Annotated in this window: 12 protein-coding genes; 11 read left to right on the top strand and 1 reads right to left on the bottom strand. The window is 69.0% G+C overall.

Annotated features, from left to right (window positions below):
* Window positions 1–5 precede the first annotated feature (5 nt).
* The 3 genes from RJ1_RS21900 (at window position 6) to RJ1_RS21890 (ending at window position 4,543) form a co-directional block, all read left to right on the top strand.
* Entirely contained in the window at window positions 6–2,156 is a 2,151-nt protein-coding gene (locus RJ1_RS21900; protein ID WP_174695009.1) for a molybdopterin-containing oxidoreductase family protein, read from the top strand.
* Between the two features lie 114 nt (window positions 2,157–2,270).
* Window positions 2,271–3,794 (top strand): class I adenylate-forming enzyme family protein, encoded by a 1,524-nt coding sequence (locus RJ1_RS21895; RefSeq protein ID WP_073363895.1) that lies wholly within the window; start codon window positions 2,271–2,273, stop codon window positions 3,792–3,794.
* A 5-nt stretch (window positions 3,795–3,799) separates the two neighbouring features.
* Window positions 3,800–4,543, top strand: a complete 744-nt coding sequence (locus tag RJ1_RS21890; protein WP_073364022.1) for an SDR family oxidoreductase — start codon at window positions 3,800–3,802, stop codon at window positions 4,541–4,543.
* 65 nt (window positions 4,544–4,608) lie between these two features.
* On the opposite strand, the gene RJ1_RS21885 is transcribed toward RJ1_RS21890, so the two are convergent.
* Complete coding sequence (locus tag RJ1_RS21885; RefSeq protein WP_073363893.1) at window positions 4,609–5,424, bottom strand: glucose 1-dehydrogenase; 816 nt, start codon at window positions 5,422–5,424, stop codon at window positions 4,609–4,611.
* A gap of 134 nt (window positions 5,425–5,558) precedes the next feature.
* On the opposite strand from RJ1_RS21885, the gene RJ1_RS21880 reads away from it, so the two are divergent.
* The 8 genes from RJ1_RS21880 to RJ1_RS21845 all read left to right on the top strand — a co-directional run bounded on the left by RJ1_RS21880 (window position 5,559) and on the right by RJ1_RS21845 (window position 14,885).
* Complete coding sequence (locus RJ1_RS21880) at window positions 5,559–6,368, top strand: enoyl-CoA hydratase-related protein (RefSeq protein WP_073363892.1); 810 nt, start codon at window positions 5,559–5,561, stop codon at window positions 6,366–6,368.
* A 44-nt stretch (window positions 6,369–6,412) separates the two neighbouring features.
* Complete coding sequence (locus RJ1_RS21875) at window positions 6,413–7,450, top strand: LLM class F420-dependent oxidoreductase (protein WP_073363890.1); 1,038 nt, start codon at window positions 6,413–6,415, stop codon at window positions 7,448–7,450.
* Complete coding sequence (locus RJ1_RS21870) at window positions 7,447–8,934, top strand: acetyl-CoA acetyltransferase (protein ID WP_073363889.1); 1,488 nt, start codon at window positions 7,447–7,449, stop codon at window positions 8,932–8,934. Before RJ1_RS21875 ends, RJ1_RS21870 begins: the two co-directional genes overlap by 4 nt.
* A gap of 86 nt (window positions 8,935–9,020) precedes the next feature.
* Window positions 9,021–9,338 (top strand): hypothetical protein, encoded by a 318-nt coding sequence (locus RJ1_RS21865; RefSeq protein ID WP_073363887.1) that lies wholly within the window; start codon window positions 9,021–9,023, stop codon window positions 9,336–9,338.
* A complete protein-coding gene (locus tag RJ1_RS21860; protein ID WP_073363886.1) occupies window positions 9,335–9,766 on the top strand; it encodes a Zn-ribbon domain-containing OB-fold protein in 432 nt (143 codons plus the stop codon). The genes RJ1_RS21865 and RJ1_RS21860 overlap by 4 nt, the downstream gene beginning before the upstream one ends.
* Window positions 9,763–10,947 (top strand): thiolase C-terminal domain-containing protein, encoded by a 1,185-nt coding sequence (locus tag RJ1_RS21855; RefSeq protein ID WP_073363884.1) that lies wholly within the window; start codon window positions 9,763–9,765, stop codon window positions 10,945–10,947. Before RJ1_RS21860 ends, RJ1_RS21855 begins: the two co-directional genes overlap by 4 nt.
* A gap of 28 nt (window positions 10,948–10,975) precedes the next feature.
* Entirely contained in the window at window positions 10,976–12,427 is a 1,452-nt protein-coding gene (locus RJ1_RS21850) for an aldehyde dehydrogenase (RefSeq protein ID WP_073363882.1), read from the top strand.
* A 49-nt stretch (window positions 12,428–12,476) separates the two neighbouring features.
* The gene (locus RJ1_RS21845) at window positions 12,477–14,885 is read left to right on the top strand and encodes a CaiB/BaiF CoA transferase family protein (protein WP_073363880.1); all 2,409 of its coding nucleotides are present in this window, start codon (window positions 12,477–12,479) and stop codon (window positions 14,883–14,885) included.
* The last annotated feature ends 86 nt before the right edge of the window (window positions 14,886–14,971 follow it).

The following is a 14,971-nucleotide window of genomic DNA, read 5'->3' as shown; positions in this document are numbered from 1 at the left end:
GTCCGATGGAATCGACCCAGGTGCACACGTTCTGCCGAATCTGCGAGCCGGGGTGCGGCCTGCTCGCCGACGTCCGGGACGGCGAGGTGGTCGGGCTGCAACCGGACCGGGATCATCCCGTGCACCAGGGGTTCTCCTGCCACAAGGGCGTGCATTACCTCCAGGTGCACCACGATCCGGACCGGCTCGACCGGCCTCTGAGGAGGACGAATCCGCGGAGCGAGGAACGCGGCGTCTTCGAGCCCGTCGAGTGGGACGTCGCGGCGCGTGAGATCGCCGACAGGCTCCAGGAGGTGCGGCGGAGGTACGGCCGCAACGGCCTCGCCGTCTATCAGGGCAACCCGTCGGCGTTCAACGGCGCCTACTACGCGAACGCCGCCACGCTAGCCCGCGGCTTCGACACCCGGATGCGCTTCAGCGCGGGAACGCAGGACACGTCGGCCAAATATGCGGCGAGCGAAGCGATCTACGGCGCGTCGATGGCGCATCCGATCCCCGACCTGCTGCACACCGACTACTTCCTGTGCCTCGGCAGCAACCCGCAGGTCTCGCACATGACGCTGATTCACATCTCGGATCCGATGGCCAAGATCCGCGCCGTGAACAAGCGCGGCGGGACCGTGCTGTTCGTCAATCCGCGCCGCATCGAGTCGTCGTCGCCGGAGACCGGTGAGGTGCTGCTGATCAAGCCGGACACCGACTTCTACTTCCTCGCCGGGATTCTGCACGAGATCGTCTTCCGGATCGGGTACGACCGGGCCGAGGTGGAACGTCACGCGCGACGCGTCGACGAACTGCTCGACTTCGTCCGGCAGTATCCGGTCGACAGGATCGCCGCGGTCACCGGCATCGACGCCGACACGATCCGGCAGGTCGCCGACGACTTCTGCGCGGCGCCGAGCGCGAGTATCTACATGGCGACCGGTGTGAACCAGGGCCGGCAGGGCGCCCTGGCCTACTGGATGCTCACCATGGTGAGCCTGTTCTCCGGCAACCTCGGCAGGCGCGGCGGCAACATCTACTCCCGCGGTGTCGCCGATGTCGTGCAGGGCTCGAAACGCAAGCGGGAGGATCCCTTCTACGACGGGCCCTTCGGAGAGATGCGCACCGTGAGCGGTGACCTGCCCGCCGCGCTCCTCCCGGAGTTCATCGAGAACCCCGACGACCCGATCCGTGCACTGATCGTGGTGTCGGGCAACCCGCTGCTGTCGGTCGGCGGCGACGGCCGTCTGCGCCGGGCGCTCGAGCAGCTGGACCTGATCGTGACCGTCGATCTGTACCGCACGGTCACCGGGGAGATGGCGGACTACGTTCTGCCGGCGACGGACTGGCTGGAACGGGAGGACGTCAACTTCCTCAACACGATGGGTGTCGCGATGGAGCCCTACGTGCAGTACACGCCCGCCGTCGTGCCGGCGAAGGGGGAGCGCCGCGACGACTGGTGGATCCTGTCCCGCATCCAGCAGGAGATGGGCGTCCCGACCCTGCTCGACGACCCGGACCCGAATCCGTTCGCCGCGGTCGACGCGGTGATGCGGGACTCGGGTCTGAGCATCGATCTCCTCGCGACGATGCCGTGCCAGACCGCGGTGCTGCCGGAGGCCGATCCCTCGCACGTGTTCAGCATCGCGGTTCAGCACGACGACGGTCTGATCGACTGCTGCCCGGCGCTGTTCCAGCGCTCGTACCGGACCGCCGAACGCATTCTCGAGGAGCTGGCCGCGGAACCCGCCGACCAACTCAAGCTGATCACCCGGCGCACCCACTACATGGTCAACAGCTGGCTGCACAACCTTCCGGTGTTCAAACAGGGGGTCCACCAGAGCAATCCGCTGTGGATGAACCCGGACGACGCGCGGTGCCGGGACCTCGTCGAGGGCGACGACGTCACCGTGCGCAATCGTCACGGCGAGGTCGACGCGGTGCTGGTGTGCGACGACACCCTCCGGCCGGGCGTCGTGGCGATGACGCACGGCTGGGGTCAGGGCACGGCCCGAGGTCTGGACGTCGCGCGGCGCAACCCCGGTGTGAACGTCAACCGCCTCGCACCCACCGGGACGGACGGCTACGACCCGCTCAGCAACCAGTCGCAGCTCACCGGGATCAACGTCGAGGTAATCCGAACCACGAGCTCCCCTTGTGGAGAGAACCAATAGTCATTAGGTTAATCGAGTGTGACGTGAGACACCCGTGGTGTGTCGCGCATTCCTTGTCCTGCGCGGCGGAGCCCTGGATGCATCCACCTGCCGCGACTTCCTGGGAGGTATTCAATGAGCGGAACCGTGATCGACGCACTGACCTACTGGGCGCGGACCGTCCCCGACCAGCCGGCGATCGACTTCGCCGGCGACGTGGTGACCTACCGCGACCTCGACACCTGGGCGGACGGCGTCGCCCACGACCTCGCCGCCCGCGGTGTCACGGCCGGGGACCGGGTCAGCTACCTCGGCGTCAACTCGCTCGAGTGGTGCGTCGCCGCGCTCGGCGCGATGAAGGTGGGCGCCATCTCGGCACCGTTCAATCAGCGGATGCTCGCCGGTGAGCTGACCACCCTGGTCGAGGACTGCGAACCGACCGTCGTGTACTGCGCCGAGGCTCTGCGCTCTCGTCTCGACGAGGTGCACGCGGCGCGTGGCACCTTCGCCATCGCAGAGTTCGAGCGGGACGTGCGGCCACTCCGCGGCGGCACCCACGCGCGCTTCCGCACCCCGGTGGCGGAGCAGTCCACGCCCACCGCGATCGTGTTCACCAGCGGCACCACCGGTAAGCCGAAGGGCGTCGTGTTCACTCACGCCACGATCGCCGGCGAGATGCACGAGTGGTCGCTGATGGAGCCGATCGAGCAGAACCGCCTGCGCCCGCTGCTCGTGCTGCCGCTGTTCACCGCGGCCGGCATCATCTGGGGAATCTCCCGCACCGTGCTGCACGGCGGCACGCTGCTGCTGCAGCCCGGGTTCGACCCCGAGGCAGCACTGCGGGTGATGATCGACAGCCGGGCCACCACCCTGACCGGACCGCCGATCCTGTTCGAGCAGATCTCCCGCGTGCCCGGCTTCGAGGACGCGGACCTGAGTCACCTGACCACCGCCCACGTCGGTGGCGCCCGGGTCCCGGCGGCACTCGTCGGCACCTGGCTCGCCCGCGGCGTCCAGCTGCGGCAGATCTACGGGCAGACCGAGATCGGCGGCTCGGCCACCGCGATGCCCCGGCAGGAGGCGTCCGACCACCCCGACAAGTGCGGGTTCGGCGGCATCTTCACCAAGATCCGCGTCGTGGACGCCGACGGGAAGGACTGCGCGCCGGACGAAGTGGGTCAGATTCTGTTGCGGGGTCCGGGCATGATGCCGGGCTACTGGCGCAACGAGGACGCGACCCGGTCCGCGCTGATCGACGGCTGGCTGCACACAGGCGACCTCGGAAAGCTGGACGAGAACGGCTATCTCACGTTCGTGGACCGGCTCAAGGACATGATCATCTCCGGTGGCCTCAACATCTCGCCCGCGGAGATCGAGCAGGTGATCAACCGGTTGCCCGGCGTCGAGGAGGTCGCGGTGATCAGCGTGCCCGACGACAAGTTCGGTGAGACCCCGGCCGCGATCGTGAAGAAGGTCGCGGGGGTCACCGAGGCGGACGTCGTCGCGCACTGCAACAAGAATCTCGCCGACTTCAAGGTTCCGCGGTACGTCGTCTTCGTCGACGCCGCGCTACCCCGGATGGCCAGCGGCAAGATCTCCAAACGGGACCTTCGGGAGGCGTATTCCGATGTCCCGCAGACCTACCCGAAGGTGCGGTGACGGCGATGACGCAGCAACACCGAGTGGCGGTGGTGACGGGCGGTGGCCGCGGAATCGGGGCCGCGATCTCGCGAAGGCTGGCGGCCGACGGGTTCGCGGTGGCGGTCAACTACTCGTCCAGCGCGGCGGACGCGCAGGACGTGGTGGACAAGATCGTCGCCGGCGGTGGCCGGGCGGCGGCGATCCGCGCCGACGTGTCCGACTCTGCGCAGGCCGAGGCGTTGATCGCCGCGACGACGGCCGAGCTCGGCGCGCCGACCGTGCTGGTGAACAATGCGGGCATGAACCTCGCGGGCGCGGCCCGGAAGCAGTCGCCGAGCGACTGGGACCGGGTGATCGGCGTCAACCTCAGCGGCGCCTTCTACTGCACCCACGCCGCGCTGCCCGCCATGTACGACAGCGGCTGGGGACGTGTCGTGTTCGTCAGCAGCCCCTCCGGAGGACGGCGGCCGTCACCGGGGATGAGCGCCTACTCCGCCGCGAAGGCGGGGCTGGTCGGCATGACCCGTTCGATGTCCCTGGAGGTCGCGCGCCGCGGCATCACCGTCAACACCGTCATGCCCGGGTTCGTCGAGACCGACATCATCGCCTCCGGCGGCGAGAACGCGGTGGAAACCCTCGCCGCCCACTGGCCGAAGATCCCCGCCGAGTCGATCGCGTCCACCGTGTCGTTCCTCGTCAGCGAGGACGGCAGGCACGTCTCCGGCGAAGAGGTCGGCGTCTGGCTCGGTGGGCCGGTCGGCATCTGAGAGGCAGCTCCGCTGCTCGTGCGCGGTTGACGAGTCCCAGGACTCGTCAACCGCGCACGAGTGCGTCAGCGCCTGTCGGCCTCGGCGCGGTAGTTGCCGGGCCAGGCCTTGCCGAGGGTGAGTCCGCCGTCGACGACGATGTTCTGCCCGGTCACGAAGGTGGCGTCGTCGGACACCAGGTAGGCGATGGCGCCGGCGATGTCCTCGCCCTCGCCGGCGCGGGGGATCGGCTGGAACGACGCCAGTCCCTGCCGCACCTTGTCGACGCTGGCGTCCAGAGCGCCGCCGTCCAGCCCGGCGCCGTGGCCGACGATGCGGGTGGCGACCCCACCCGGGGTGACGGCGTTGACCCGGACGTGGAACTCCGCGAGTTCGCGTGCGGCGCTGCGGGTCATCTGCAGCACGGCGGCTTTCGCGGCGCCGTACGGATGCGGGCCGAATCCGGTGCGCACCCCCGCCACCGACGACACGTTGACCACGGTGCCGAAACCCTGCTCGCGCATGACGCGGGCGGCGTGTTTGGTGCCGAGGAAGGCGCTGCGCGCCAGGACGGCGAACGAGGAGTCCCACTCGTCGACGGTGGTGTCGCTGACGTACGTCCAGGCGCCGACCCGCCCGGCGTTGTTGACCATCGCGTCGAGGCGCCCGAAGCGCTCGGTCGCGGTGCGGACCGCGGCCGCGACGTCCTCCTCGCGCGTGACGTCGGTGTGCAGGTAGACGCCGTGCTCGCCGAGGGCGGCCGCGACCGCCTCGCCGCGCTCGTCGTCGATGTCCGTGACCACCACCGTCGCACCTCGCTCCGCGAGAAATGCGCAGGTCGCAGCCCCGATTCCGCTCGCGCCTCCGGTTACCACCGCGACCTTGCCGTGCAGTTCTGCCATTGTGCCGAGTCCTTCCTCGCTGTCCGTTCGAACTGTGGATCTTGAGGTATTAACCTAAAGGTATTAGCTTGATAAGTCGACGGTCACCACTGCGACGTGGAGGCTGTCGGAATCACACGAGGGGAAGGCCCCGGATGTCCGAACTGATACTGACCGAGCGGCCGCGGCCGGGCGTTCTGCTGATCCGCCTGAACCGCGCAGGCGCCCTGAACGCAATGAACGTCGAACTCGTCGAGGCGCTGCACGCGGTGCTCGCCGACGTCCGCCACGACTCCGAGGCCCGCGCGATCGTGCTGACCGGGAACGGGCGGGCGTTCTGCGCAGGCATCGACCTGCGCGGCTACGGCACCCCACCCGGCGCGGCCGACGGCGAGGGCAGGGCGCAGGCGGGCATGCGCGTCCAGCAGCACATCGCATCGCTCGTCGAGGCGTTCCGCGGTGCCAGGCCGCCGGTGATCGCCGCGATCAACGGCGCCGCCGCGGGAGGAGGCATGGCGTTGGCGCTGATGGCCGACGTCCGGCTGATGGCCGACACCGCCGCACTGCATGCGTCGTTCATCAACCGCGGACAGTCCAGCTGTGACATCGGCGTCAGCTGGTTGCTGCCCCGGATGATCGGATTCTCCAGGGCGGCAGAGATTCTCCTCACCGGACGCCCCGTCGACGCCGCCGAGTGCGAGCGCGTCGGCATCGTGTCGTCGGTCGAACCCGCGGAGCGACTGCTGGACGCGGCGCTCGACACCGCGGAGAACATCGCGCGCAACAGCCCGTTCGGTGTGTGGATGACCAAGGAGGTGATGTGGTCCAACCTCGAGGTTCCGAGCCTGCGCGCCGCCATCGACCTGGAGAACCGGACCCAGATCCTCGCCGCCATGACCAAGGACCACCGCGAAGCCGTGCACTCGTTTCTCGAGAAGCGCCCGCCGGTCTATCAGAACCACTGAAGGGTGACAGCTGTGACGAGTCGGGACAAGAACGAGGGTCGACGATGAAAGTCGGTATCGCCGCGGGATATTGGGGATCCGGACCGCCGCGCAACGTCGAACGCATGCTCGGCGAAGCCGAGGCGCTCGGCGTGGACAGCTTCTGGACTGCGGAGACCTACGGATCGGACGCGCTGACCCCGCTCGCCTGGTGGGGTTCGCGCACCTCCACCATCAAGCTCGGAACCGCGGTCTGTCAGATGTCGGCGCGGACGCCGACCGCCCTGGCCATGGCCGCGCAGACGGTCGACCACCTCAGCGGGGGCAGGGTGATCGTCGGTATCGGCGCGTCCGGCCCGCAGGTGGTCGAAGGCTGGTACGGGCAACCGTATCCCCGTCCGCTCGAGCGGACCCGCGAGTACGTCGAGATCATGCGCGCGGTGTGGGCCCGGGAGAAGCCCGTGACCTACGAGGGGCGGCACTATCAGCTCCCCCTCGCCGGCGGCAGCGGCCTGGGCAAGCCGCTGAAGTCGATCGTTCACCCGCTGCGCGAGGACATCCCGGTCTACCTCGGGGCCGAGGGGCCGAAGAACGTGGCGCTGGCCGCCGAGATCGCGGACGGCTGGACCCCGTTGTGGTTCTCACCCAAGAGCGACGAGTTCTACCGCGCCGCGCTGGCCGAGGGGTTCGGCCGGGACGGGGCACGCCGGGCGCAGTCGGACTTCGAGATCGCGAACGTGTGCTGGCTGATCGAGAACGACGACGTGGAGAAGGCCGCGGCCAAGATCAAACCCGTCGTCGCACTGTACGCGGGCGGAATGGGCGCGAAAGGCGCCAACTTCCACAACGACGTCTTCACCCGGATGGGCTGGGCCGACGCGTGTGCCGAGATCCAGGAGTTGTACCTGCGCGGGCGGCCCGATCTCGCGGCACAGGCTGTTCCGACCGAGATGGTCGAGGACGTCGCGCTGATCGGACCCGCCGACAAGATTTGTGAGGACATCGTGAACCGCTGGAAGCCCACCTGTCTGACGACGCTGATCCTCGGCGGCTGGCCCAGGCCGGAGAATCGGGAACGCATCCTCGAGGCGGTGATGTCGTGACACTCGATCCGCGAACCCCGATCCTCGTCGGCGGCGGACAGATCAACGAGCGGACCGGGGGAGTCGAGCCCGTCGATCTCATCGTCGCAGCGGCCCGCGCCGCCGCCGCCGAAGCGGGATCGTCCCGCCTGCTCGAACTCGTCGACTCGGTCCGGTTGATCGGCATGCTGTCGTGGCGTTATCGCGACCCCGGTGCACTGGTCGGCGAACGCATCGGCGCGGCCGTCCGGCACACCGGGTACACCGGCAGCGGCGGCAGCGGCCCGCAGGTCCTCGTCAACGGGGCGGCCGAGGACATCGCGGCGGGTCGCGCCGATGTGGTCCTCGTCGGCGGTGCCGAGTCGTGGCGGACCCGGATGAAGCTGCGCTCTCGCGGCGTTCGCCCGGAGTGGACCGTGCAGGAGGATTCGGTTCCCCCCGCGGAGGTCCTGGTTCCCGAGGTTCCGATGGTCTTCGACGGTCAGGCCAGGATCGGCCTCGACCGGCCGGCGTACGTGTACCCCCTGTTCGAACAGGCCCTGCGGATCTCGTCGGGACGCTCGGTGGACGATCACCGTGCGGCGATCGGCGCACTCTGGTCGGGTTTCAGCAAGGTGGCGTCGACGAACCCGCATGCCTGGACCGCCCGTGAATACACGGCCGACGAGATCGTCACGCCGTCCGAGGACAATCGGTGGATCTGCCGGCCGTACACCAAGCTGATGAACTCCAACAACATGGTGGAGCAGGGTGCGGCGCTGCTGCTCTGCTCGGTCGAGGTCGCCACCCGCCTCGGGATTTCGCGCGACCGGTGGGTCTTCCCGCACGCCGGAACCGAGGCGCACGACACGTACGACATCTCCGAGCGGGATGCGCTCGACCGGTCACCCGCCATCCGGATCGCCGGGGCCCGGGCGCTGGAACTGTCGGGGATCGGTCGGGACGACGTCGCGCACGTGGACGTGTACTCGTGCTTCCCGTCGGCCGTCCAGGTGGCCGCGGCCGAGTTGGGCTTGCCGCTCGACGATCCCGGTCGCCCGCTGACGTTGACCGGCGGCCTCACCTTCGCGGGTGGCCCGTGGAACAACTACAGCACCCACGCGATCGCCACGCTGTCCACCCGGCTGCGCGAGTCGCCCGGGACGTACGGGCTGATCACGGCGAACGGTGGTTACCTCACCAAGCACGCGTTCGGTGTCTATCGGACCGAGCCGCCGAGCAACGGGTTCCGGCGTCAGGACGTTCAGTCCGAAGTCGATGCGCAACCGACCACCGCAGCGCTCACGAGCTACGACGGGACCGGCTCGATCGAGTCCTGGACCGTGGTGCACGGGCGGGAGGGGGCCCCGGAGCGAGGCTTCGCGGCGGTGCGGACCGGGACCGGTGAACGCACACTGGCCGCTACGACGGAAGCGGACGCTCTCGACCGGCTGATCAGCGTCGACGTCGCGCGGGACGAGGTGGCCGTCGCAGCCGACGGCACATTCCGGTTCACGGACGATTGACTCCAGTTTACCTAACGGCATAAGGTATTGGCAATGAGAGCATCCGCCGTGAGGCGTGAGGGCCTCACGGAGAAAAGGAGTTTCGAATGTCTGTCGAAGACTTCCGCGAGCTGTATGAACGGCATGTCGGATACGTGGTGTCCGGAGACATGAAGGCCGCCCTGGCCGACATGGTGCAGGCGAATCTGCCTGCCGTGTTCGACGGCGTCACCGTTCCCCGCGGCGACGTCGACGGGTTCGAGATCAAGGACATCCGGGCCGACGGTGACCGCCGCATCGGCGAGACGGTGTACACGACCCCGAACGGCGTCATCGGCCTCAGATCGATCTGGGAGCGTCACGACGGCCGGTGGCTGGCCGCGGCCCTCGAGAACTTCCCCGCGGACGAAGGGCAGCCCGCATGACGGACGAACCGTGGGGACCGTCCGCCGACGGCCTCGACCAACCGTACTGGGACGGGCTCACCCGAGGTGAGCTGCGACTCCAGCGTTGTGGCACCTGCAAGACATGGATCTGGGGACCGCAATGGGTCTGCGGGTCCTGCCACGCCCTCGACCCCAACTGGGAGGCCGTGACGCCCGTCGGCACCGTGTACAGCTGGTCCCGCAGCTGGTACCCGTTCATCACCGAACTGGCCGACCAGGTCCCGTACGTGACGGTCCTCGTGGAACTTCCCGAGGCCGGGCACCGCCGGGTGCTCGGAATACTGACCGGCGCCGACACCGACGCCGTCCGCATCGGCGACCCGGTGGTCGGGCACATCGAGCACGACGAAGGCGCGACCTGGCCGCTGCTGCGCTGGCGTCGTTCCACGGAAGGAGCGCAGGCATGAGTGCACTCACCATGCGCGGGGCGGCCGCCGTAGTCGGTGTGTCCGAACTGCACTACCGCCGCGGCGAGGCCCCGGCGGGCGAACTGAGGATGACCCTCGAGGCGATCCTCGCCGCGTGCTCCGACGCCGGCATCTCGCCGCGTGAGCTCGACGGATTCGTGTCCTACGCGGGCGGCGGCCACGACGGTGCGGTCATCGGGGGCGCGCTGAGGGTCGACGACGTCCGCTGGTCGAACATGATGTGGGGCGGTGGCGGCGGAACGGTCGCCGCTGCGATCAACAATGCCGCTGTCGCCATCGCCGCAGGGCAGGCCGACTGCGTCGTCGTCTATCGCGCCATGGCGCAGGCGGACACCGGACGGCTCGGATACGCGAAGTACCACTACGGTCCGCACTTCCTCGCGCACGGCGTCGGCTCGCCGGCCCAGGTATGTGCATTGCGGACACAACGACTGCTCGAGCACGACGGAGTGCCGCGGGAGACGATGCGTGCCCTGGTGCTCGCGGCGTACCGGCACGCCCAGAACAACCCGACCGCACAGGGCTACGGCAAGCCGCTCGACGAGGCGACGTACGAGTCGTCCCGCCTGATCACCGAGCCGTTCCACCTGTACGACTGCTCGCGGGAGAGCGACGGAGCCGTCGCGGTGGTGCTGGTCTCCGCCGACCGGGCGAAGTCGCTGCGACCGGATCCCGCCTATGTCCTCGCGGGCGCCCAGGGCGCTCCCGGCGGGTACTCCTCGATCATCGACAACGACGACCAGTACGCCACAGCGGGATTCGCGGGCACCGCGGGCCGGCCCGGCGTCGCGGACCGGCTGTGGGCCGCCGCCGGTCTCGGACCCGACGACGTGGACGTCGTCCAGGTGTACGAGAACTTCAGCGGGCCCGCCGTCGCGGCCCTCATCGACCACGGCCTGGCGCCGTCCGGCCCCGCCGCCGGCGAGGTCCTCACCGTCGACAATCTCACCGCGGGCGTGGGCAAGCTCCCCGTGAACACGAGCGGTGGCAACATCGCCGACTCGTTCGTCAACGGAATGGGCCTCGCGGTCGAAGCGGTGCGGCAGATCCGGGGAACCTCGACCAATCCCGTGGCACACGCCAAGACGTCGCTGTTCATCGGAGGTCCGATGGCGCCGCTCGTCAGCTCGACGCTCTTCGCCCACGAAGACGTCCTGTAGCACCACCGACTCTGTGAGAAGGATCGACATGGACAACATGACTGTGGACCGCGACGCGCTGTTCATCGGTGGCCGTTGGGTCGCCCCGCAGGAGGGTGCGACGGTCGACGTCGTCGAAGCCGCCACGGAGAAGGTGCTCGGACGTTCGGCCGTCGCCTCGGCCGCCGACATCGACGCCGCCGTCTCCGCCGCACGCGACGCACTCCGCGGGCCGTGGGGCGAACTCGACAACCGCGCTCGCGCAGACGTTCTCGACGCATTCGCGTCAGCCCTGAAGAAGCGTGGTCGCGACACCGCGACCCTGGTGACCCGCGAGAACGGCATGCCGATCTCGCTGTCCGCGGGTGTCAACGGTTTCGGGCCGGCCGCCATGATCCGCTACTACGCCGCGCTCGTCCGGGAGGCGGCGCATCAGGACGTCCGTCCCAGCGCGTTCGGCGGTCGTACCGTGGTCCGGCGGGAACCGGTGGGTGTCGTCGCGGCGATCACGCCGTGGAACTATCCGCAGCCGCTCGCCGCGATGAAGATCGCGCCCGCGCTGGCGGCCGGGTGCACCGTGGTCCTGAAGGCGGCTCCCGAAACCGCGCTCGACGCGTTCGCGTTCGCGGACGCGGCGGAGGAGGCGGGGCTGCCTCCGGGCGTCCTGAACATCGTGCCCGCGGGCCGCGAGGCGAGCGCATACCTGGTGCAGCACCCGGGGGTCGACAAGGTCGCGTTCACCGGTTCGACGGCGGCAGGACGAGCCATCGGCGAGGTCTGCGGTCGTCTTCTCCGCCCGGTCACACTCGAACTCGGCGGCAAGTCCGCTGCGATCGTGGCAGTCGACGCCGACCTGTCCGTGTTCGCGTCGAACCTCGCCGAGGTCTCGTTGGTGAACAACGGTCAGACCTGTCATGCGAGCACCCGGATCCTCGCCCCCCGTGCCCGGTACGACGAGGTCGTGGACGTGGTCACCGAGACCGTCCGGGGCCTCGCCGTCGGGGATCCACTCGACAAGGCCACCGCGATCGGGCCGCTGGTCAGCGCTGCCCAGCGCGAGCGCGTGCTCGGCTACATCGAGGACGGGCGCAGTGCGGGCTACCGCATCACGACAGGTGGGGGAGTACCGGATTCGCAACCGCTCGGGTGGTTCGTCGAACCGACGGTGTTCGTGGACGTGGACAACTCGGCCCGCATCGCGCAGGAGGAGATCTTCGGGCCCGTCCTGACGATCACGCCGTACGAGGACGAGGACCAGGCCATCGCGATCGCCAACGACTCCGAATACGGTTTGGGCGGCACGGTGTGGACCGCAGACGAGGATCGCGGGCTCACCCTGGCCTCCCGCATCCACAGCGGGACAGTCGGTGTCAACCATTACGCCCTGGACCTCGATGCGCCGTTCGGCGGTGTCAAGTCGTCGGGGCTCGGACGCGAACTCGGGCCGGAAGGGCTGCACCCGTACTTCGCCACGAAGTCCGTCTACTTCGGAACACGCTGAACAATCACGCTTTTCATCGACTATCAGACTTGATCGAACGGAGCAGACGATGACGCTACCGCTGACCGGTGTCCGCGTGCTGGACCTCACCGACGGCCTCGGCGAGTCGTGTGGCCGGTACCTCGCCGACCTCGGTGCGCAGGTGACGAAGGTGGAAGGTCCTGGGGGCGCCCGCTCACGCCGCGCCGAGCCCGTGGTCGACGGTGTCAGCGTTCCGTTCGCGCTGCGCAACGCCAACAAGCGGGGCATCGTCGTGGACCTCGACGATGCCGCCGGCCGGGACCGGCTCCGGCAACTGGTGGTGGATTCCGACATCCTCGTCGAATCGCACGCTCCGGGCATGCTGAGTGCGCGGGGAGTGGGCCCGGCCGAACTGACCGCTCTCGCACCGTCACTGGTGTTCGTGTCGGTCACCCCGTTCGGGCAGACCGGACCGTACCGGGACTGGGTAGCCACGGAGCAGGTGCTGTACGCACTCAGTGGTGTGCTGTCCCGCTCGGGTGCCCCCGGCGCCGAACCGCTCCTCCCGCCGGCGGGTCTCGTGGAGGAGACCGTGGGGATGCATGCCGCCTGGTCGGCGCTTCTCGCCTACTACGACCGCATCCGTACCGGACGCGGCCAGGTCGTGGACCTGTCGGCGTTCGAAGCGCTCGTGCACGGCTTCGATCCGGGATTCGGGACGCAGGGTTCCGCGGCCGCGGGACGTTCGGACGACTTTCCGCGCGGGCGTCCGGACGCCTCGAACTTCTATCCGGTGTTCCCGTGCGCCGACGGACACGTGCGCATCTGCCTGCTGGCCAAACGGCAATGGCGGGGAATGTTCCACTGGCTCGGAGAGCCGGAAGAATTCGCCGACCCGAAGTACGACACCATTCCGGCTCGGTTCGCCGCCGCGGGCACGCTGCATCCCCTCATCGAGGCGCTCTTCGCGACCCGCACCCGAGACCAACTCGTCGCCGAGGGCGCGGCGAGGGGGGTTCCGGTCGGCGGCGTGCTCTCACTCGGAGAGGTACTGACCACCGAACACTTCGACGCGGCCGGTGCGCTCGCGGACGTGGAGATCGCCACCGGGAAACATGCCCGAGTGCCGACGGGGTACGTGTCGTTCGACGGCGCACGCCTCGGAATCAGGACGCCGGCGCCGCAGGTCGGGGAACACGACGCCCTGCCCGAGGCGAGGCGGGAAACGCAGGCCCGCGAGGTCTCCGGGACACCGCAGCCGGGCACGCGCCCTCTCGAAGGCCTTCGTGTCCTCGATCTGGGCGTGATCGTCTTCGGCGCCGAACTCAGCCGGCAGTTCGCCGACTTCGGGGCAGATGTCATCAAGGTCGAGAACGCCAAGTTCCCCGACGGGCTCCGCCAGTCGAAGCGCGGTGCGGCGCTCGCCGCGTCCGTGGCCTGGGGACACCGCAACAAACGCAGCCTGGGTCTGGATCTGCGCAGCCCGGAGGGCGGGGAGTTGTTCCGTCGCCTCGTCGTCGAGGCCGATGTGGTGCTGGCCAATTTCAAGCCCGGAACCCTGGCGTCGATGGGCTTCTCGTACGACGAACTCGCCGCGCTCAACCCACGCATCATCGTGTCCGAGAGCAGCGCGTTCGGCAGTACCGGACCGTGGAACAAGCGACTGGGATACGGCCCGCTGGTTCGTGCGGCGTGTGGGGTGTCCGCCCTGTGGAGGTACCCCGACAACGAAGAGTTGCTCTGCGACGGTTCGACTGTCTATCCCGACCACATCGCTGCCCACGTCACCGCGATCGCTGTGCTCGCTGCGCTGATCCAGCGAACGCGCACGGGTACGGGGGCGGCGCTCGAGGTGGCTCAGGCGGATACGGCGCTCGTCCAACTCGGCGTCCAACTCGCGACCGAATCGCTGCGTCCGGGCACCGTGTCCGCGCCCGGCAACTCCGACCCTTTCGCGGCGCCTTCCGGAGTGTTCGCCTGTGCGGGCGACGACGAATGGTGCGTCGTGTCGGTGCGGGACGACGACGACTGGGTTCGACTGTGCGCCGCGATCGGCCTGCCCGAACTGGCGGACGTTCCGGCGTTCCGCACCCAGCCCGAGCGGATCCGGAATCGCATCGACGTCGACGCCGTGCTGGGCGAGTGGTTGCAGACGCGCTCACCCGCAGCGGCGGTCGTGGAGTTGCAGGCGGCCGGGGTGCCGGCCGGGATGATGCTCCGACTTCCCGAACTGCTCACCGACCCGCAGCTCGCGGCCCGCGACGCCTACACGGTCACGCACCACGAATTGCTTCCCAAACCGCTGCCGACGGCGGCCCGTGTCGCACACTTCTCGACCATCCCCGATCCGCCACTGCGACAGGCCCCGGTGGCGGGACAGCACAGTCGGGAGATCTGCGAGGACGTCCTGCGAATGGCCGCCACCGACGTCGATCGGCTGGTGGTAGAGGGAATCCTGCAACCGCCCGCCGCCGAACCGTCGCGGGTCGGGGCGTAACGGGACCGACGCTGGGCCGAGGGAAGTCTCGGCCCACCGCCGGTGAGGGATCGGACGATGTCGATTCGTGATTCGGTGTCGATCCG

The organism is Rhodococcus jostii NBRC 16295 (assembly GCF_001894825.1).
GTDB lineage: Bacteria > Actinomycetota > Actinomycetes > Mycobacteriales > Mycobacteriaceae > Rhodococcus_F > Rhodococcus_F jostii.
Note: the sequence above shows the minus strand (reverse complement) of the source record. Positions and strands in the feature narration are given on the sequence as shown.

Bases quoted from the DNA above. Each gene is read 5' to 3' on its own strand.
- RJ1_RS21900 (WP_174695009.1), top strand. From the start codon at position 6: ATGGAATCGACCCAGGTGCACACGTTCTGCCGAATCTGCGAGCCGGGG.
- RJ1_RS21895 (WP_073363895.1), top strand. From the start codon at position 2,271: ATGAGCGGAACCGTGATCGACGCACTGACCTACTGGGCGCGGACCGTC.
- RJ1_RS21890 (WP_073364022.1), top strand. From the start codon at position 3,800: ATGACGCAGCAACACCGAGTGGCGGTGGTGACGGGCGGTGGCCGCGGA.
- RJ1_RS21885 (WP_073363893.1), bottom strand. From the start codon at position 5,424: ATGGCAGAACTGCACGGCAAGGTCGCGGTGGTAACCGGAGGCGCGAGC.
- RJ1_RS21880 (WP_073363892.1), top strand. From the start codon at position 5,559: ATGTCCGAACTGATACTGACCGAGCGGCCGCGGCCGGGCGTTCTGCTG.
- RJ1_RS21875 (WP_073363890.1), top strand. From the start codon at position 6,413: ATGAAAGTCGGTATCGCCGCGGGATATTGGGGATCCGGACCGCCGCGC.
- RJ1_RS21865 (WP_073363887.1), top strand. From the start codon at position 9,021: ATGTCTGTCGAAGACTTCCGCGAGCTGTATGAACGGCATGTCGGATAC.
- RJ1_RS21860 (WP_073363886.1), top strand. From the start codon at position 9,335: ATGACGGACGAACCGTGGGGACCGTCCGCCGACGGCCTCGACCAACCG.
- RJ1_RS21855 (WP_073363884.1), top strand. From the start codon at position 9,763: ATGAGTGCACTCACCATGCGCGGGGCGGCCGCCGTAGTCGGTGTGTCC.
- RJ1_RS21850 (WP_073363882.1), top strand. From the start codon at position 10,976: ATGGACAACATGACTGTGGACCGCGACGCGCTGTTCATCGGTGGCCGT.
- RJ1_RS21845 (WP_073363880.1), top strand. From the start codon at position 12,477: ATGACGCTACCGCTGACCGGTGTCCGCGTGCTGGACCTCACCGACGGC.